We start from the raw sequence: 19999 nt of genomic DNA on the forward strand, positions 1-19999 counted from the left end.
TTACAAAATATTCAGCTTTTTCTACAAAATTAACATTATATACATATTTATTAATTAGGATTTAATATCTTTACACGTCTAATTTTAAGTATGTTAATAAATGAATAAAAAACTACTATCTTATTTCACCATTCTTTTCATCTGTTTTTTCGGAAAAACATCTTCTCAGACCTATCAGCTAATAGGCAATCCCGTGGGTACGACAGGATGGACTATGGTTTCCCCGACGCAGGTAAATGGTGATTTTATTCAGCTTACTCCGGATACCAACAACCAGTCCGGATCTATCAGGCTGAACGAACAAATCAACTTAAAATACTGTGATAAATGGAGAGTGGAATTCGACTTCCGAATGGACTCTAACCAAACTGCCAATGGAGACGGTATTGCCTTTTGGTATCTTCAAAACCCTCCCGTTGCCAGTGTACTAGGATCAGGATTAGGTGTTTCTCAGAATGCAATCGGTTTAGTTGTAGGATTTGACACTTATAACAACACCACAACCGCAGTAATGAGTAAGGTACATGTCGGATACGGACAGATTGCCAACACGACCGATAACAACAATGTGGAGTTCTTCAACACAGCCGGAAGTTCTTTCCACTCACCGGATATGAACACTACCCTTCCATTTCAGGGAACTACTTTTAAGCACGTGGAAGTAACAGGGCAAATCGTTCCCGGTACACAAAGCTGGACCATAAAAATTACAATTGACGGAAACATTATTTGTAATCAGGACTTTGCGCCTGCTGGTGCCGCAGCTGCAATGACTGTCGGATATTTCGGGTTTTCTGCTTCTACAGGAGGGAACAGATCGAGACACTCTATCAAGAATGTAAAGGTTTATGTAGATAAAGTAGCAATAAACCAAGCAACCGTAACAGACACATTCTGCCCTAATCCAACAACAGGACAGGGAACAGTAAACCTTACTTCATATCAGAATCAATTTGTAACCAATCCAGGTAACTATACATTTTCGTACAGTGTAGCAGGAACTCCGATTACAACGCCTGCCAACTATCAGTTTGCCGCAAATACCACTGTTTCAGTTTTAATTAAGGATAACTCGGGACTCCTCTGCGACAATCCGGATGGAAAAATTCAGCTGAATCTTTCCCCTTTTACCGCAATTCCGGCTACCCTCACAGCCTGTAATAACAATAATATTGGAACGGCAACTTATAATCTAACCCTTGCCAATGTAAATGAACCTGTCGGGTCTACAAAGAAGTATTATAAAACAATGGCAGATCTTAATGCAGGGACCAATGAAATCACAAACCCGACAACGTATTTATCTGTAGCAGGAACTGTTTATGTAAAAGTAACAACTCCTCTGGGATGTACGGGATCAGCGCCTATTACCCTTGCTTTTTATCCTCAGATTCCTTTAACGGATGTAACGTTACAGTCTTGTTTTATTGAAACCAATGTAACCACTGGATTATTCAATCTCACAACGGCTGCTGTAACACAGCCTTCCCAAACAGGAATTACAAAAAAATATTACACAACTCTTGCCAATGCACTTAGCGGGACAAACGAAATATCAAATCCCGCAGCATATGTAACAACAAGCACAGTAGTATACGTAAAGGTAACAAGCACGAACGGATGTTTTAACATTGCTAAAATTACCCTTGTGGTATTACCACCTGTAAAGTCTTCAGTATTAAAAGACAAAATAATTTGTATCGACGGCAGAACAGACCTTGACGCAGGCCCTGGATTTGATGGCTACGAATGGAACACAGGTGCTACCACACAATCTATCGGAGGTGTACCAGTTGGTATTTATTGGGTAAAATTAAAAACAGGAAACTGTATCACTACTCAAATTGTAAAAGTAAATGCTTCTGCACAGCCTGTTATCTCAAGTATAGACATCAACAACAATACGATCACGGTAAATGTAAACGGCGGAACTCCACCATACAAATACTCTCTGGATGGTGTTAATTGGCAGGATTCTAATTATTTCTCCAATCTGGCAAGAGGTGAAGTGAAGGTATACGTAAAAGACTTTTACAATTGTGAGCCTATTGATGTACAGATCACTGTTCCAAATCTGATCAACGCGATCACGCCAAACGGAGACAACATCAATGATGATATTGACTACTCCGCATTGGCATATAAGAAAAACCTTGTGTTTACAGTGTATGACAGATATGGCAACAAATTATACCAAGCTGATAAAATCAGAAATTACAAATGGGACGGAACGGCTTTCGGTAAAAAAATCGTTACAGGCACCTACTGGTACACTATCACTTGGAATGAGAACGACAAAAACAACACACAAACTAAATACAACGGCTGGGTATTGGTAAAAAACAGAGAATAATATATACTGAGATCACTCCATCATCGGAGTGATCTTTTTATTTTTCAGTTAAAAAAAATTAATTTTTTAATACGATCTCTTGTTTTAAATTAATAAAAACCCTAAAAAGCATCTTTATCGATCAAATTATACCCAATTAAATATTAACCATCTATTTTTCAATACATTTACAAAATCAACAAAAACTTCAACCTTATCATATGAAAAAAAATATACTCTACTATTTTTCATTACTCTTCATTTTTCTGTCAGGAACATTATCTTCACAGACCTATCAACTCGTGGGAACACCGGTCATAAACACAACCGGATGGGATCTTGTTTCCAATGCATCTGCAACTGGTGACTTCGTTCAGCTTACACAGGACATTGGAGGTCAGTTCGGCGTTGTAAAATTATCCAATCCTATCAATCTTAAATATTGTGATAACTGGAAAGTGGAATTCGATTTCAGAATCGATGGAAACGGAACCACCGCTTTTGGAAGAGGTGACGGATTCACATTCTGGTATCTTGCCAATCCTCCGACAGCATTTACGAGTGGAGGCGGATTAGGAATTCCTTCAGGAGCCAACGGGCTAATGGTAGGTTTTGATATTTTCAACAACACCACAGAAGGCCAGATGAGTAAAGTCCATATTTTATACGGAACAAACAACCTTCCGGTAGGAAATAACAATATTGAATACAACACTACTGCAGGAAGTACTTTCCACTCAGCAGATCTCAACCCAACCCAACCGTTTGTAGGAGCAACATACAAACACGTTGAAGTAAATGGCCAAATTGATGCTCTTAACCCTAACATTTGGCATATCAAAGTTCAGTTAGACGGAGTAACGATTGCAGACCAGCCGTTCACCGCTTCAGGAGGTGCAGTGGGTATGACTACAGGATATTTCGGTTTCTCAGCTGCAACAGGTGGAGCAAGCGCAAGACATTCTATTAAAAATGCAAAGATATACATTGATAAAGTTCCTATTTTAACCAATACGATCACTCCTTTTGTCTGCGTAAATCCGGCTACAGGAAATGGATCTGTTGATTTAACATCTTTTCAAAATCAGTTTGTAACGAATCCCGCCAATTACACCTTCACTTATTATGGTCCCGGCGGAGTTCAAATTACAACTCCGACAAACTATCAATATACCACAGGAACTACCACCATTTCAGTAGTTGTAAAAGATCCATCCTCCACTTTATGTGATAATGGCGACGGTAAAATTGTATTAAACCCATCCCCTTTCTCAGCTGATGACGTGACATTAACAGGATGTAATAACAACAATGCGGGCGGAGCTGTATTTGATTTGACAACCGCACCGTTCACTACAGTTCCCGGAGTTACCATGCAGTTTTACAACAGCATGTATGATCTGAATAACAATATCAATCAGATTCAAAATCCTAATGCATTTTTCTCACCTGCTGCGGTAATTTATGCTAAAGTAACAACCCCTCAGGGCTGTGTGGATACAGCGAAAGTGACTTTAAGTTTATTCCCAGTTGTAGTAGTAAGTGATGCTACATTAAGATCCTGCTTTATGGATTCAAATCCTTCTACATCATCATTTAATCTTACGGTAGCCCCAGTAACGACACAAACAGGAATCACTAAAAAATACTATCCTTCTTTAACTGATGCAGAGAACGGAACTAACGAAATTACAGCACCTACAACCTACGTCTCTCCAAACGGAGTCGCCTATATAAAAGTGACAAACGGAAACGGATGCTACGCCATTGCAAAAGTAACATTAGTCGTTCTGCCTCCTGTTTATTCAAATGTATTGAAAGATAAAACCATTTGTATGGAAGATAAAACTTCTCTGGACGCAGGACCAGGTTTTGCAAGTTATGAATGGAGCACCGGAGCAACAACTCAGGTCATCAACAATGTAGGTGTAGGCACATATTGGGTAAAACTGAAAACAGGAGAATGTATTGCTACGCAGACAGTAAAAATATACGCTTCACAACAACCTGTCATCACGAATGTAGACATTTCCAACAATAAGGTTACAATTAATGTGATCGGAGGAACTCCACCTTACAAATATTCTCTGGATGGAATCAACTGGCAGGATTCGAATATATTCAAAGATCTGCCAAGAGGAGATAGTGAAATCTATGTAAAAGACGATTACGACTGTGAGCCAATTCATATCATCGTTGTTGTTCCTAATCTGATCAACGTAATCACTCCAAACGGAGACGGAATCAATGATGCAATTGACTACTCCGCTTTAGCGAGCAAAAAGAATCTGGTATTCAGCATTTTTGACCGATATGGCGCAAAAATTCATCAGGCTGATAAAACCAACAGATACAGATGGGACGGAACAATAGCAGGAAGAAAAGTTCCTACCGGAAGCTACTGGTATTCTGTAACATGGAACGAGAATGACAAAAACAATACTCCATTCAAATATTCAGGCTGGATATTGGTGAAAAACAGAGAATAAAAAAATAACATTCATTTTTACATAAGAGGATCATTTCATCAATTGAAATGATCCTTTTTATTTGCACAAAAAGAAGGTAATTAAAAAATAAATTAGCAAAAACCAATGGACAACCTTATTATTAAACATTTATTTCAATACTTTCGACACCATTAATAAATCATCATTAAAAACACAAAATTAACACAACATCAATCAATGAAAATTAATTATATTTACAAAATCATAAACTAATAAACTTTTACATATGAAAAAAAACTACCCCTTCTTCCTTTTTATCCTCCTACTCTGTCTTCCAAAACTATTCTCATCACAAACGTATCAGCTTACAGGCAATCCTGTAAACACGACCGGATGGACTATGGTCGCCCCCACCGTTGTGAACACGGACTTTGTACAACTCACACCGGACACCAATGACAGATCAGGATCGATAAGATTAAACGAACCCATTAACTTAAAATATTGCGACAAGTGGAGAGTTGAGTTCGACTTCAGAATGGATTCCAATCAAACGTATAACGGAGACGGCATTGCCTTCTGGTACCTCGCCAACCCTCCGATAGCCAGTGTATTAGGATCCGGGATCGGAGTTTCCCAAAACGCCATAGGCTTTATCGTGGGTTTTGACACCTTTAACAACTCTACCGGAAGCTCCGGCATGAGTAAAGTACATGTTGCTTACGGCCAGGTTCAAAATACCACTGATACCAATAATGTAGAATTCTTCAATGTTCCGAACAGTTCTTTTCATTCACCTGACCTTAATGCAACCTTACCATTTCAGGGAACAACTTATAAACACGTTGAAGTAAGCGGAGAAGTAGATCCTAACGCTCCCGCTAACTGGATTGTAAAAATTTCAATTAACGGCACTCAGATCTGCAGTCAATCTTTCGCTCCTTCCGGCGCAGCTGCGGCAATGACTGTCGGATATTTCGGATTTTCTGCCTCTACAGGAGGAGCAAGATCAAGACATTCTATTAAAAATGTAAAAGTTTTTGTAGATAAAATTCCGCTTTTAGAAACCAATATTACCAAATACATTTGCCCGGACCTCGCAGGAATGAGCAATATTGACTTAACGACATTTAATTCTCAGTTTACAGCAACTCCCGCTAATTATAACTTCACCTATTATATTACCGGAAGCGGAACTCCGATTGCCAATCCTACAAACTTCCAATACAACGCAGACACCAACATTTCGGTCGTTATCAAAGATCCCACTTCCGTACTCTGTGACAATAATGACGCAAAAATTGCACTGAAAGTTGCTCCCACAGTTACGGTGAATAATGCTAATTTAAGATCCTGCTTCATTGAAGCCAATCCTTCAACAGCACTTTTTAATCTTACCACAGCAAGCGTGACAGGTACTGGGAGCACGACTAAAAAGTATTACCCTTCTTTAACCGATGCTCAAAACGGGACAAATGAAATTACAAATTTCAATAATTACATTGCCCCTACCGGAGTCGTTTACATTAAAGTCAGTAATACATATGGGTGCTTTGCCATTGCAAAAGTTAATTTAGAGGTTATTCCACCAACTTTTTCAACCACTTTAAAAGATAAAACCATCTGCATGGAAGACAAGACATCACTGGATGCAGGACCCGGATTTACAAGTTATCTTTGGAGCACAGGAGCAACAACACAAGTCATCAACAACGTTACAGTCGGAACCTATTGGGTACAGCTGAAATCGGGAGAATGTATTGCTACACAAGCTGTAAAAGTATACGCATCGGAACAACCTGTTATTTCAAGTATTGATATTGCAAGCACTACGGTTACCGTTTATGCAAATGGCGGAACACAACCTTACAAATACTCTATGGACGGAATCAACTGGCAGGATTCCAATGTATTTAAAAATGTTCCGAGAGGGGATGCCCAAATATTTGTAAAAGACGCCTATGATTGCGAGCCTATTGACATCACGATTGTTGTTCCTAATCTTATTAACGTTATCACACCAAACGGAGACGGAATCAATGATTTTATTGATTATTCAGCTCTAGGAAGCAAACAAAATCTTGTTTTCAATATTTTTGACCGATATGGAGCAAAAATCCACCAGGCAGACAAATCAAATAAATACCGATGGGACGGAACTATTGCCGGACGAAAAGTTCCTACCGGAAGCTACTGGTACTCTGTCTCATGGAATGAAAACAACAAAAAGAATACGGCTATTAAATATTCTGACTGGATTCTTGTAAAAAACAGAGAATAAATATAACATTCATTATTATACCGAAGAATCACTTCAAAATATTGAAGTGATTCTTTTTTATGCTTATTTAGAAAGAGATAATTCATTTTAAACAAAATTTATTCACATTCAATTCTTAAATTTGTAATATGAATTATTTGGAAGCTTTAAGCAGAAGATATTCTGTAAAGAAATTCAATGGCGAGATTATTCCTCAGGAAACACTGCACAACATCCTTGAGTCAGGAAAGCTGTCTGCAAGTTCTCTTGGGCTTCAGCCTTATAAAATTCTGGTGGTGGAAAGTAATGACATGAAACAAAAACTAATTCCTGCCTTTTACAATCCTTCGCAAATTTCCACATGCTCTCATTTAATTGTTATTATTTCAAAAAAAACAGTTGAAGAAACCTATATCAATGGGTATTTTAAACATATTTCAGAAGTAAGAGAAACTCCTTTGGAGCAGCTCAACTTATTCAGAAACAGCATCAGTCAACATATTAATCAGAAAAACCAAGATGAAATTTTCAATTGGGCAGAAAAACAGTCTTATATAGTTTTAGCCAACTTAATGTATGCAGCAGCTATTGAAAGTATAGATACCTGCCCTATGGAAGGCTTCCGACATGACGTGATTGAAAACATTTTAGACATCAATCCGGAGACAGAAAAGGTAACCGTCACCCTCGCTCTAGGCTACCGTTCTGAGGAAGATCATTTCCAGCACATGAAAAAAGTAAGGAAACCAAACGAAAAATTGTTTAAATTTATCTAATTATTTAGACGATTGTACCTAAAGCAAGCATAATGATAAAAGCGGATGTATTAGTAATTGGTTCCGGAATTTCGGGACTTTCTTATGCCATAAAAATTTCTGAGCAACTTCCTGATGCCAAAATAATCATCGTAACAAAATCTGATGAAGACGAAAGTAACACCAAATATGCCCAAGGCGGTCTTGCAGTAGTTACAGATTCTAAAAATGATAATTTCAGTAAACACATCGAAGACACGATGCGTGCCGGAGACGGAGAAAACAAACGTGATGTCGTAGAAATGGTAGTGACAGAAGCTCCTGCAAGATTTAATGAAATCGTTGAATGGGGCGCCAATTTTGACATGAAAAATGGAGAATTCGCTTTAGGAAGAGAAGGCGGCCATACTGAAAACAGAATCGTCCACCATAAAGACATAACAGGCTTCGAAATCGAACGCGCTTTGCTGGAAACAGCTAAAAACAGTCCGAATATTGAAATTCTCGACCATCATTATGTTATCGATATCATCACTCAGCACCATGTTCCGGGAAAAGAATTAAACGAAGGGCACATCCACTGCTACGGAGCTTACATTTTAGATGAAAAATCTAAGTCTATCAAAAAAATAACTTCAAAAATAACCCTGGTAGCCACTGGCGGAGCCGGTCATGTTTATAAAAACACCACCAACCCCACCATTGCAACAGGAGATGGAATTGCTTTTGTAGCCCGTGCAAAAGGGAAGGTTTCCAATATGCAGTATTATCAATTCCACCCAACGGCGTTATACAGCAAAATTGATGGAATGTTGTTTTTAATTTCTGAAGCAGTTCGCGGAGACGGTGCCAAATTAAGAACCAAAAGAGGTGAAAAATTCATGCATAAATATGATGAACGTGAAGAATTAGCCTCAAGAGATATCGTCGCAAGAGCCATCGATGCCGAAATGAAAATTACAGGTGACGAATATGTAGGTTTAGACTGCCGCGATATGGATCATGAAAAATTTCTAGAACATTTCCCTAATATTTATAAAAAATGCAAAGATGAAGGGATAGATCCTTTCACGCAGTTAATTCCTGTCGTACCGGCCTGTCATTATTTAATGGGCGGGATTGAAATCGACAAAGACGGACAATCATCTATCAAAAATCTTTTTGCAGTGGGAGAATGTACAAATTCCGGACTTCACGGAGCCAACAGACTCGCCTCAAATTCATTACTGGAAGGATTGGTTTTCGGACACAGTGCTGCCATGAAAACAGTGGAACTTTTACACGAAAACAATTTCAACTTTGAAGATTTAAAAGCTGTCCCGGAATGGAACGAAGAAGGAATGAAGATTATGGATGAAATGGTCATCATTTCTTATCTGAGAAAACAACTTCAGGAAATGATGAGCGACCTTGTAGGAATTGTAAGAAGCAACAGACGTTTAAGCATGGCTCTTCAAAAACATCAGGAAATCGCCGCTGCCGTAAATGAAATATACCACTATTCAATTCTCTCGCCTCAATTATCTGAATTAAGAAATTTAACAACTGTTGCTCACCTCATCATTACCCAGTCTATGGAGATGAAGGAGAATAAGGGAGCTTTTTACAATAAAGATTTAGCTTAAAAGAAATTAAAGCAAAAATCAATGGAAATATTCAGCCTGAAGATTCTTACAGTTATTAAACTTCTATATTTTTTAAGAGGATTAATTGTATTAGTGATTTTAGGAATTTTAGGAATTCTTCTTTTCATTTTTAAATTTGAAAACTCAACCGATCTTGTTGCGTGGATTTTAGGAATTGTTATCGCTTTCTTTGGAAGAGATTTTTTCAACTATTTAAAGAGAATCATTATTTCTAAAGCAAAATATCCACTTCCCCTGAATCTTTTATGTAATATTCTGAAATTAGGAAAGCCTTATTATTTTGGAAAAGATAAATTTGACATGGATGAAATCATTAATGACAACAATCTTCCATCGACTTTTTATTATATCAATAATCACCAGCATCCTATTTTACAATTCAATAAAGATAAAGTTCTTTTCCACGATCAGGAATATGAATGGAAACATTTCAATTGGAAATATTTTCCATATTCTAAAGAGCCTTATAACTACAATAGAAAAAATGGCAAATATATAATAGAATTCACAGGCATTAACCAAGATAATATCCGGATAAAAAACAAAATAGAGTTCGAAAAAATAAAAGCTGATGAAAATGAAGTAATTTTGCTCTTTGTGATCTACGATTTGCTATTCGGAACAAAAGCATCTTACTATTACTAAAATTAAACAAAATGAAAAGACCAGCATACGCAACAGATAAAATTTTAAAACAATTTATAAAAAATGCTTTGGAAGAGGACATTCAGGATGGTGATCACTCTACCCTCTCTACCATTCCAAAAGATCTACAGCAAAGTGCTAAGCTTTTAGTGAAAGAAAACTGTATTCTGGCAGGTGTAGAGTTAGCTGAAATTATTTTTAAAACTTTTGATAAAGATCTTAAGATTGAAACTTTTATCAAAGACGGATCTATTGCCAAAGTCAGAGATGTAGCCTTTATTGTCAGCGGAAGCGCAAGATCTATTCTTTCCACAGAAAGACTTGTTTTAAACTGCATGCAGAGAATGAGCGGAATCGCCACTATGACTCATGACTGGGATTCAAGACTGGTCGGAACAAAAACAAAATTATTAGATACCCGAAAAACAACACCTAATTTCAGAGTTTGCGAAAAATGGGCTGTAGCTATCGGCGGCGGAACCAATCACAGATATGGACTTTACGATATGATCATGCTGAAAGATAATCATATTGATTATAACGGAAGCATCACAAACGCTGTGAAAATGGCGAAAGACTATGTTAAAAAGACCAAAAAGAAGTTAAAGATTGAAGTTGAAACCAGAAATCTGGAAGAAGTTCAGGAAGCCATCAAAGCAAAAGTAGACAGAATCATGCTCGACAATATGGATGTAAAGACCATGAAGCAAGCTGTACAGATGATTAACAACACCTGCGAATCTGAAGCATCAGGCGGAATCACCCGCGATCAACTGAAAGAAATCGCCTCTACCGGCGTAACATTTATATCCGCGGGAGCCCTTACTCACTCTGCCGAGAATATCGATTTGAGTCTCAAAGCAGTGAAATAGCATTGAATTTTTAATAAAAACAAGCCACGTTTGTTAAAAATTCAATAATATGATTTTTTTCATGTAAAATTTCAATTATTATTCAATACATTGTAAATCAAAATATTACAACTTATTAAGATTGAGTAAAAATTAACATAAAGTTAATATTAGTTAAATTTTATTTTCCGAATTTTGCGGAAAATTTAAATCTAACTATTACTAACGATTATGAAATTAATCAACAAATCGATGCTAACTGCGATAATTACATTATCAACGGCTAGTATTTATTACGCTCAAGAAGTTCAGGACACCACTACGAAGTCCAAAGACATTGAAGAGGTAATCCTAAGAGGTGTAACCGATATCGCAAAAGATAGAAAGACACCTGTTGCAGTATCTACAATTAAAGCTGCACAGATTCTTGAAAGACAAGGAAACCAGGAGCTTGTTGAATTGCTAAACACAACACCGTCTGTATATGCTACAAAAGGTGGAGGTGGATTTGGAGACTCTCAGATCACAATGCGTGGATTTGAATCTAGAAACATTGCCGTAATGGTAAATGGTATGCCGGTAAATGATATGGAAGGTGGTACAGTTTATTTCTCAAACTGGACTGGATTATCTGACGTAACAAGTACCATGCAGGTACAAAGAGGACTTGGTTCTTCAAAATTAGCAATTGCTTCTGTTGGGGGAACTATGAACTTCTTGACAAAGTCGGCTGATATGAAGAAAGGAGGAATCATTAGATTAGGAGTTGGTAACAATGACTATTTTAAAACATCTTTTGCTTATAATACAGGTAAATCTGATAAAGGATGGTCTTCTTCATTCTTAATGAGCAGACAGGCTGGTAGTACTTATATAGAAAATACAGATTATGAATCTTATGCTTATTATTTTGCATTAGGTTGGGAGCCAAATAAAAAACATAATTTCCAGTTTACATTAACTTCTGCGCCGCAATGGCACAACCAAAGAACATATTCACCAACGATCCAAAATTACATTAACTACAATCCGGATCATGATGGAACTCCATACAGACAATATAACTCTGATTATGGTTACTACACAGATGCCAATGGAAATAAAGTAGCATTAGCAAACAGAGCGAACTACTATTCTAAACCGGTAATGATGTTTAACTGGGATTGGAATATCAACGATAAATCAAAATTAAGCACCGTAGCATACATGTCTAATGGTAGAGGTGGTGGAACTGGTGAATTAGGTAGAGTTGGTGGAAAAGGAATCACTGGTTATTATGATACAGAAGGACACTTCGATTATGATGCTATCTTTAAAGCCAATGCTGCTGTTGACGTAAATGCTGCAGCTGCTGGAAACACATTAATACGTAGAGCTAGTATCAATTCTCACAACTGGTACGGAGTTTTAGCAAATTTCCAACATAAAATCAATGATAACTGGAACTTCTCAGTAGGTACAGATGACAGATATTACTATGGATATCACTATCAGGTTGCATCAGATTTATATGGAGCTTCAGGATACAAGGATAGCAACAATAAAAATATAGCTCCTAATGTTGTAAGCAAAACTTACGATTATCAAAAGTTAGCATGGAATCCATTTGGAGGAAAAACGGCTCCAATTGGAGATCAGATCGGTTACAGTAATGACGGTGAAGTAATCTGGTACAGTGGATTCGGACAAGTTGAATATTCAAAAAACAATTTATCAGCTTTCATTCAGGGATCAGTTTCTAACCAAGGATATCAAAGAATTGACAACTTCGTTCAAGACGGAGTAACTAAGCAGCAAGGACAGGTTGTTAATACAAAAACAGGATTTAAAAACCTTTTTGGATATAACATTAAAGGAGGTGCTAACTATAACATCAACAACAATCATAATGTTTTTGCAAATGTAGGTTACTATAGCAAGCAGCCATTCTTCAACTCTGTTTATCCAAGTAATTTCCAAGTAGTTAACCCAACATTAACGAATGAGAAAATCTTCTCTGCTGAAGTTGGATATGGATTCAGATCTTCAAAACTTAGTGCTAATGTTAACATCTACAGAACTTCTTGGGGAGACAGATGGTTAAGAAGAACAAACCAGACTTTTACTCTTCCTGACAACACAACTACTACAGGATATGCGGAAATCAGTGGTATTACTGAAATACACCAGGGAGTTGAATTTGATGCAACTTACAGACCAACTAATTTCTTAGAATTCCAAGGTATGTTCTCGTGGGGAGATTACTATTATAAAGGTAATGCTACAGGAGCTGCATTTGATGACAACAACAACCCACTTACACTATCCGGAACTTCTACATCTACAACACTTTATTTAGATAAAGTAAAAGTTGGAGGAACAAGTAACAACAGTATTCCACAAATGACAGCATCATTAGGCGCAACTGTAAAGCCGGTAAAAGACCTTAGCATCTTCGGAACTTGGAGATACGTAGGTAAACTTTATTCATCAATTGATATTGCAACATTCTCTAATGAAGCAGCACAAGAAAAAGGTGTAATGAAGTTACCAGATTTCAACTTGTTTGATTTAGGTGTTTCTTACAAGATCAGACTTAAAGATAATGCTCAGTACTTTACAATTGGTGCAAATGTTTATAACTTATTTGACACCACTTACATTTCTGATGCTTCAACAAATGTATTCACTAAAACAGGTGATCAATTTGCTACAGCAGCACAGTACGAAGCTTATCAAGCATCTTTATATAAAGGTATTGATCCTTCAAACCGTGTATTATTCGGATTTGGAAGAACATGGGCTGCTAACCTATCATTCAACTTCTAATTAATTAAAATATTAGATTTTATAAATATCAATCCCGGCTTTTCGCCGGGATTTTTGCTATATTTGTGTCAGAAAAAAACAGAAAAAAACTAAATATGGATTTTTACAAAATTTTGCTTAGTGCTCACAAAGGATTTGGGTATTTAGAATTACTTTTAACATCATTATTTGTGATTGCACTTTTAGCTACAATGTTTGGATTTAGCGGAAAAGTGAACAAGTTTTTAAAGAAAACAACTTTATTCACGATGATCTTCTTCCACGTTCAATTTTTAATCGGGATCATTATGTTGGTGATCAATTTTACAAACGGATTGAATATGGGTGAAGTGATGAAAAATTCTGCATTAAGATTTCAATACGTAGAACATCCATTTTCAATGTTAATTGCAGCTGTTTTGTTGACGATTGTTAACAAGAAAGTAAAAGTAAACCCTACAATTTCTTTAGGAATTGTCATTATGGGTCTTATTGCGGTTGGCTTATTTGCATTCGCGTTCCCTTGGACAAGAGTCTTCGGGGCATAAATATATTAACAAAATAATTTTTAATTAAATCAATGAAAGTAGCTGTAGTCGGTTCAACAGGAATGGTTGGACAAGTTATGCTTAAAGTTCTAGAAGAAAGGAACTTCCCTATCACAGAATTAATTCCGGTAGCATCGGAAAGATCTATTGGTAAAAAGGTGAAGTATAAACAGGAAGAATTTACGATTGTAAGCATGAAAGACGCTATAGCTGCCAAACCGGATATTGCAATCTTCTCAGCTGGTGGTGATACTTCTCTTGAATTTGCACCTCTTTTTGCTGAAGCAGGAACAACGGTGATCGACAATTCTTCTGCATGGAGAATGGATCCTTCTAAAAAACTGGTCGTTCCTGAGATCAATGCTGATGTATTGACAAAAGAAGATAAAATCATTGCAAACCCGAACTGTTCTACTATTCAGTTAGTAATGGTTTTAGGACCTCTGAACAAAAAATATGATTTAAAAAGAGTAATCGTATCTACGTATCAATCTGTAACCGGAACCGGTAAAGCTGCCGTAGACCAATTAAACGGAGAGATCAGCGGTGACGATTCTATTGCAAAAGTATATCCTTATCAGATATTCAAAAATGCATTGCCACACTGTGATGTTTTTGCAGATGATGATTATACTAAAGAAGAGATTAAATTAATGAAAGAGCCTAAGAAAATCTTAGGAGATGATACATTTAATTTGACAGCAACTGCAGTAAGAGTTCCTGTACAGGGAGGTCACTCAGAAAGTGTGAATATCGAATTCGAAAACGAGTTTGATCTTGACGAGGTAAGAAAAATTTTATCTGAAACTCCAGGAGTCGTAGTAATGGACAACGTCAAAAACAACGAATATCCAATGCCACTTTATTCTGAAGGAAAAGATGAAGTTTTCGTGGGAAGAATCAGACGGGACCTCTCACAGCCGAAAACACTGAATCTCTGGATTGTGGCAGACAATCTGCGAAAAGGAGCAGCAACGAACGCAGTACAGATCGCAGAATACTTAGTATCAAATAACTTAGTTTAAACTAACAAAATAAAAAAGAGTCTCAAAATTGAGATTCTTTTTTTTATCAAACCTATGAACGTTCAAAAGACTCATAAAAAAGATAAATTAGCCTTTCAAAAACTTATTGCTGTTTTTGGAGTGATTCTTTTTATTGGAAAAATTGTAGCCTGGAAGCTCACAAACTCTGATGCTGTTTTTTCCGATGCCATGGAAAGTATCGTCAATGTGATCAGTGCATTTATGGGATTATATTCTCTCTATCTCGCAGCAAAACCAAAAGATGAAGACCACCCTTACGGTCACGGAAAAGTGGAATTTGTAACCTCCGGAATAGAAGGTGCCTTGATTGCCATTGCTGGTGTTATGATTATTTACGAAGGCATCAACAGTTTAATTGTCGGAAAGATTTTAAATAAACTTGATTGGGGAATCTGGATTATTGCAGCTACTGCAGTGGTTAATTATTTTTTAGGATATATTTCTATTAAAAAGGGGGAAAATGAAAATTCATTAGTGCTCATTTCTTCCGGAAAGCATCTTCAGTCAGACACCATCACCACATTGGGTGTTGTGATCAGCTTAATCATCGTATACTTTACAAAGATTTATTGGCTGGATTCTGTTGTAGCTTTAATATTCGGGCTTTATATCATCTTTGTAGGGTACAAGATCGTCCGAAAATCCTTAAGCGGTATTATGGACGAACAGGATCCCGATCTTTTAAATCAAATCATTAAAGTTTTAGAAGACAACCGGAGAGTTGAATGGATTGATGTTCATAACATGAAAATCCAGCAGTTCGGAGCTTCTCTGCATATTGATGCCCACATTACCCTTCCCTGGTACTACAGTCTTCGTGAAGCTCATAACGAAATGGAAAAGATGATACTTCTTTTAGCCAACAATATAAAAAGAAGCATTGAGTTCAACTTTCATATGGACGACTGCAAACCTATCTCCTGCCCTGTCTGCCAGATTAAAGATTGTCCTGTCCGTGAAAAAGAATTTGTGAAAAGAGTGATATGGACTCCGGAAAATGTAACGAGCGTTGAGAAACACACAGTGGATTAATCTCAATTAATAGTATTTTTATTGAAATAATATCCCAATATTTATTCGTGAAATATTTTTTAGATAAATAATACTTCGACTGCTTCGTGCTCAGGATGGCTACAATACCATTAAAAAGGAATTCAACCAGATTCAATCTAAGCTTGACGAAGACTATTTAATTGACAGAAAGCTTATCCTACTTTGTGTTTTTCAACTTGCTTTCTATAATAAAACATCGGCACAATCAACAACAAAATTAAAGGCTGAATAACAAATCTTCTCATATAAAATGAGAACAAATACCCTACCTCAAACCGATCATAAATACAATACAGATAAATAGGAAAAGTAATGGCAAAAATGATTGCTATTAATATTGCTCCCTGAATAGTCCATTGCTTATTTTTAAATAAAAAATGAATGATGGCACATGAGAAAAAAAGATTTAAAATAAATCTGAAAAGATGCCCAAAAATCAATTCCCCCCATTCAAAAGAAGGAAAAGGAAGGTTTTTATTCACTTCATGAAAGTAATTGAGAAAAGGATCGTAGAACATACTTTCCTCAAATGCACGCACTCCAATGAGACCGCAGACGCCCACAAATACTAAAAACCAATTAAGAATTTTCATTTTTCAAAGCAAAGAATTTTATCCAAACCAGCCAAAGCACCACAACGCTCCCGTAAATCACAGCAGGGAAAACAAAATCATGGACTACCTTTCCGTATTCTTTATAATCCGTCATTACCAAATTAAGCCCCACAATACGCAGCAAATTCATGATATACAAAAGAATTAAGCCTACGAAAGCAAAAATAAAAGTCCTGGAACCTTTATAAAATGCAAATACAAAAGACAGAAAAAGAATCATCACAGAAATGGCATTGCACCCTTCGACCATTCTTGTAGCATAAACGTTTTTCACGTAAAACCAGACCTGCTCCCCTTTTACATCGTTGTACAGCTGAGTTGGTAAACCCATCGAATTCTGAATATACCTTACCTGTTCTGCAATCAATCGGGAAAAAGGATCAAGCCCCGATTCTTTAAAAGAATTCAGATAAAACTGATACGCAAAAAGCAGCACCAGATAAATGATGATGAACCTCAAAAGAATTCCTAAAATTGGCTTAAAGTCCTTTAGCATATGCAAATATAAAAATTAGCTTGTAATTTACTATATTTGTTTCCGACTATGATTTCCGAATACGCAAAAAGATTTTTTGAAAATTATACAGGCAAAAAATCATCTGAATTTAAAATTTTAGCTCAAAGCGGCTCTGCTAGGGTTAATTTTTGGGCTAAATCAGACAATAAGCAGTATATTATTACTTACAATGAAAACACCCAAGAGAACGAAAGTTTTTTATATTACTCTGAAATCTTTACCAATCTCCACTTAAACACTCCTACTATTTTTGCTGTTTCAGATGACAGAAAAATTTATGTCCAGGAGTTTTTGGGTGAAAATACACTTTCAGAAATTATATCAAAGGAAGGATTATCTGAAAGAACTAAATCTTTAGTAAAACAGACTTTAGAAAACCTGTTCAGGCTTCAGAATGAAACCGATAATACCATAGATTACAGCAGAACTTTTGAATATGAAAGCTACGATGACCTGCCGGTAACTCATGATTTATATTATTTCAAAAATTTTATAGCCGATGTTCTGGAATTGGAATACCACAAATCTTCCCTTCTCAAGGAGTTTAAAAAAATTGTAAACCTCATTGAAAGTCTTGAGCCTAAAGGACTCATGATTCGTGATTTTCAGGCGAGAAATATTATGGTTAATGAAAATAATGACGTTTCATTTATCGATTATCAATCTGCAATGAAAGGCCCGCTGATGTATGACGTTATTTCTTTTTTGTTTCAGGCCAAAGCAAATTTTCCTGAAAGTTTTAAAAATGAAATGCTTACCTGTTACATTCAGCAGTTTGAAAATACAGAACATCAGAATCAACTAAAAAATTCGGTTAAACCAATTCAGTTGATGAGATTCCTTCAGGTATTGGGCGCTTATGGATTCAGAGGTTTGATTCAGAGAAAGCAGCATTTCATTTCAAGTATTGAAAAAGGGATTGAAAACATTTCCGAGTTTGCTAAAACCTGGGAAAATATGAAAGATTATCCTGAGCTGGAAAAAGTGATCCAACAATTGAATTCAGAGAAAACGAAGTTGAAAATTGAGGAAATATTAAAATAATATAGCCTTCGGTTCCGTTCAGACTGACAGTGATTGAATTGCGTCTTATTGAATCTCTTATTGAAAGAAGAATTTAACGATTAATATTAGCAATGTCATCCTGAGCGCGAAGCAGTCGAAGGATCTCTTAAACTAAAAAACAGACTATGCTTAGATTCATACAGAATGACAAAAGCACAGCAAAAAATTTAATAATAAATAACAAGAACTTAATTTGTTCAAAATTTAAATAAAAGATAATGCTACACATCGATATACACAGTTTTTCGTATAAAAAAGGAGGAATTCCAAAAGATGAAACAGGAAATGGAGGCGGGTTTACCTTTGACTGCCGTGGAATTTTAAATCCCGGAAGAGTTGAAGAGTACAAAATCCAGACAGGAAACGATGTAGGTGTTCAGGAATATCTTGAAACAAAAACTGAAATGCCAAAGTTTTTAGAATTAATTAAAAGCATCATTTCCATCAATATTGATAACTATCTGGAAAGAGGTTTTGAAAACCTGCAGATCAACTTCGGCTGCACAGGAGGACAGCACAGGTCTGTTTATTCTGCTATAAAAATCGCTCATTTTGTAGAAGAAAAATACGGTGAAAAAGTGGAGATCAGCCTTCACCATGACGAGCAGCACCAACTTAATAAATAATGAAGAGTGAATAATGAATAATTAAGAATGGTAAATCCGTCTGGTAAATTTTCATTATTCATTCTTAATTTTTAATTTAAAATTATGAAGGCTTTAATTTTCGCAGCAGGGAAAGGCACACGTCTTAAACCTTTTACAGATCACCATCCAAAAGCATTGGCCAAGGTCAATGAAATTCCACTTTTAGAAAGGAATATCACTTATCTCAAAAGTTTTGGAATAAATGATTTTGTTATTAATATCCACCATTTTGGAAATCAAATAGTTGATTTTTTAAAGCAAAATAACAATTTCGGTTGCCGTATTGAAATCTCTGATGAGTCTAATGAACTTCTTGAAACCGGCGGTGGTTTGATTTTTGCTAGAAGATTTCTTGATCATGGGGAAGATTTTTTAATCATGAATGCTGATATTCTTACCAATATAAATATCAATATGCTGGTCGAATATCATAAAAAGATGAAAGATTTTGCTACTTTAGCCGTCTCGGACAGAGAAAGTTCGAGAAAACTCCTTTTCAACGATGAAATGGTTTTAAGAGGTTGGCTAAATGTACAGACAGGAGAACAAAGGCTCGCGGAATTCAATAAGGGATTCAAAGCACTGGCTTTTAGCGGAGTTCACTGTATCAACCCCACTATCTTTGAAAAAATAAAAAGAACAGGCAAATTTTCTGTTATGGAAGAATATCTGGATCTGATGCTGACAGAACACATCCATGGATTTGTGCACGACAGCATCCTGATAGATGTCGGAAGACCCGAATCTGTAATAGAAGCCGAAAAACATTTTAAATAATTTTTT

Annotated in this window: 16 protein-coding genes; 14 read left to right on the plus strand and 2 right to left on the minus strand. The window is 36.3% G+C overall.

Translation table 11 applies throughout. The features are described from left to right. Positions 1-100: 100 nt before the first annotated feature. The 11 genes from M2373_RS19075 (at position 101) to M2373_RS19125 (ending at position 16352) form a co-directional block, all read left to right on the plus strand. A complete protein-coding gene (locus M2373_RS19075) occupies positions 101-2353 on the plus strand; it encodes a lectin-like domain-containing protein (RefSeq protein WP_259112850.1) in 2253 nt (750 codons plus the stop codon). A 200-nt stretch (positions 2354-2553) separates the two neighbouring features. Then, positions 2554-4821, plus strand: coding sequence for a T9SS type B sorting domain-containing protein (locus M2373_RS19080; protein ID WP_259112851.1), 2268 nt, complete (start codon positions 2554-2556; stop codon positions 4819-4821). A gap of 247 nt (positions 4822-5068) precedes the next feature. Continuing rightward, positions 5069-7063, plus strand: coding sequence for a T9SS type B sorting domain-containing protein (locus tag M2373_RS19085; RefSeq protein WP_259112852.1), 1995 nt, complete (start codon positions 5069-5071; stop codon positions 7061-7063). 128 nt (positions 7064-7191) lie between these two features. Next, entirely contained in the window at positions 7192-7818 is a 627-nt protein-coding gene (locus M2373_RS19090; protein ID WP_259112853.1) for an NAD(P)H-dependent oxidoreductase, read from the plus strand. Positions 7819-7850: 32 nt separating this feature from the next. Next, positions 7851-9422: an L-aspartate oxidase gene (nadB, locus tag M2373_RS19095; RefSeq protein ID WP_259112854.1), complete on the plus strand. Its 1572-nt coding sequence runs from the start codon at positions 7851-7853 to the stop codon at positions 9420-9422. A gap of 21 nt (positions 9423-9443) precedes the next feature. Continuing rightward, complete coding sequence (locus tag M2373_RS19100) at positions 9444-10088, plus strand: TrbC/VirB2 family protein (protein WP_259112855.1); 645 nt, start codon at positions 9444-9446, stop codon at positions 10086-10088. An 11-nt stretch (positions 10089-10099) separates the two neighbouring features. Next, positions 10100-10960, plus strand: coding sequence for a carboxylating nicotinate-nucleotide diphosphorylase (gene nadC / locus M2373_RS19105; protein ID WP_259112856.1), 861 nt, complete (start codon positions 10100-10102; stop codon positions 10958-10960). A 210-nt stretch (positions 10961-11170) separates the two neighbouring features. Continuing rightward, a complete protein-coding gene (locus M2373_RS19110; protein WP_259112857.1) occupies positions 11171-13747 on the plus strand; it encodes a TonB-dependent receptor in 2577 nt (858 codons plus the stop codon). A 95-nt stretch (positions 13748-13842) separates the two neighbouring features. Beyond that, a complete protein-coding gene (locus M2373_RS19115) occupies positions 13843-14274 on the plus strand; it encodes a hypothetical protein (protein ID WP_259112858.1) in 432 nt (143 codons plus the stop codon). A gap of 32 nt (positions 14275-14306) precedes the next feature. Then, positions 14307-15299: an aspartate-semialdehyde dehydrogenase gene (locus M2373_RS19120; RefSeq protein ID WP_259112859.1), complete on the plus strand. Its 993-nt coding sequence runs from the start codon at positions 14307-14309 to the stop codon at positions 15297-15299. Between the two features lie 54 nt (positions 15300-15353). After that, positions 15354-16352 carry a cation diffusion facilitator family transporter gene (locus tag M2373_RS19125; protein WP_259112860.1) on the plus strand — a complete coding sequence of 333 codons (999 nt, stop codon included), beginning with the start codon at positions 15354-15356 and terminating at the stop codon, positions 16350-16352. Positions 16353-16525: 173 nt separating this feature from the next. Here M2373_RS19125 and M2373_RS19130 read toward each other — a convergent pair whose 3' ends face one another. Further along, on the minus strand, positions 16526-16966 hold the full coding sequence (locus M2373_RS19130; RefSeq protein WP_259112861.1) for an exosortase F system-associated membrane protein: 441 nt from the start codon (positions 16964-16966) through the stop codon (positions 16526-16528). Continuing rightward, on the minus strand, positions 16953-17483 hold the full coding sequence (gene xrtF, locus M2373_RS19135) for an exosortase family protein XrtF (protein WP_259112862.1): 531 nt from the start codon (positions 17481-17483) through the stop codon (positions 16953-16955). The genes M2373_RS19130 and xrtF overlap by 14 nt, the downstream gene beginning before the upstream one ends. A gap of 48 nt (positions 17484-17531) precedes the next feature. Here xrtF and M2373_RS19140 point away from each other — a divergent pair, with 48 nt between their 5' ends. From M2373_RS19140 to M2373_RS19150, 3 genes are all read left to right on the plus strand, one after another. Continuing rightward, positions 17532-18548, plus strand: coding sequence for an aminoglycoside phosphotransferase family protein (locus tag M2373_RS19140; RefSeq protein ID WP_259112863.1), 1017 nt, complete (start codon positions 17532-17534; stop codon positions 18546-18548). Between the two features lie 239 nt (positions 18549-18787). Further along, positions 18788-19195, plus strand: coding sequence for an RNase adapter RapZ (locus M2373_RS19145; RefSeq protein WP_259112864.1), 408 nt, complete (start codon positions 18788-18790; stop codon positions 19193-19195). A gap of 84 nt (positions 19196-19279) precedes the next feature. Continuing rightward, positions 19280-19993 (plus strand): nucleotidyltransferase family protein, encoded by a 714-nt coding sequence (locus M2373_RS19150; RefSeq protein ID WP_259112865.1) that lies wholly within the window; start codon positions 19280-19282, stop codon positions 19991-19993. The last annotated feature ends 6 nt before the right edge of the window (positions 19994-19999 follow it).

The organism is Chryseobacterium sp. JUb7 (genome assembly GCF_024806495.1).
Classification (GTDB): domain Bacteria; phylum Bacteroidota; class Bacteroidia; order Flavobacteriales; family Weeksellaceae; genus Chryseobacterium.

Bases quoted from the DNA above. Each gene is read 5' to 3' on its own strand.
- M2373_RS19075 (WP_259112850.1), top strand. From the start codon at position 101: ATGAATAAAAAACTACTATCTTATTTCACCATTCTTTTCATCTGTTTT.
- M2373_RS19080 (WP_259112851.1), top strand. From the start codon at position 2,554: ATGAAAAAAAATATACTCTACTATTTTTCATTACTCTTCATTTTTCTG.
- M2373_RS19085 (WP_259112852.1), top strand. From the start codon at position 5,069: ATGAAAAAAAACTACCCCTTCTTCCTTTTTATCCTCCTACTCTGTCTT.
- M2373_RS19090 (WP_259112853.1), top strand. From the start codon at position 7,192: ATGAATTATTTGGAAGCTTTAAGCAGAAGATATTCTGTAAAGAAATTC.
- nadB (WP_259112854.1), top strand. From the start codon at position 7,851: ATGATAAAAGCGGATGTATTAGTAATTGGTTCCGGAATTTCGGGACTT.
- M2373_RS19100 (WP_259112855.1), top strand. From the start codon at position 9,444: ATGGAAATATTCAGCCTGAAGATTCTTACAGTTATTAAACTTCTATAT.
- nadC (WP_259112856.1), top strand. From the start codon at position 10,100: ATGAAAAGACCAGCATACGCAACAGATAAAATTTTAAAACAATTTATA.
- M2373_RS19110 (WP_259112857.1), top strand. From the start codon at position 11,171: ATGAAATTAATCAACAAATCGATGCTAACTGCGATAATTACATTATCA.
- M2373_RS19115 (WP_259112858.1), top strand. From the start codon at position 13,843: ATGGATTTTTACAAAATTTTGCTTAGTGCTCACAAAGGATTTGGGTAT.
- M2373_RS19120 (WP_259112859.1), top strand. From the start codon at position 14,307: ATGAAAGTAGCTGTAGTCGGTTCAACAGGAATGGTTGGACAAGTTATG.
- M2373_RS19125 (WP_259112860.1), top strand. From the start codon at position 15,354: ATGAACGTTCAAAAGACTCATAAAAAAGATAAATTAGCCTTTCAAAAA.
- M2373_RS19130 (WP_259112861.1), bottom strand. From the start codon at position 16,966: ATGAAAATTCTTAATTGGTTTTTAGTATTTGTGGGCGTCTGCGGTCTC.
- xrtF (WP_259112862.1), bottom strand. From the start codon at position 17,483: ATGCTAAAGGACTTTAAGCCAATTTTAGGAATTCTTTTGAGGTTCATC.
- M2373_RS19140 (WP_259112863.1), top strand. From the start codon at position 17,532: ATGATTTCCGAATACGCAAAAAGATTTTTTGAAAATTATACAGGCAAA.
- M2373_RS19145 (WP_259112864.1), top strand. From the start codon at position 18,788: ATGCTACACATCGATATACACAGTTTTTCGTATAAAAAAGGAGGAATT.
- M2373_RS19150 (WP_259112865.1), top strand. From the start codon at position 19,280: ATGAAGGCTTTAATTTTCGCAGCAGGGAAAGGCACACGTCTTAAACCT.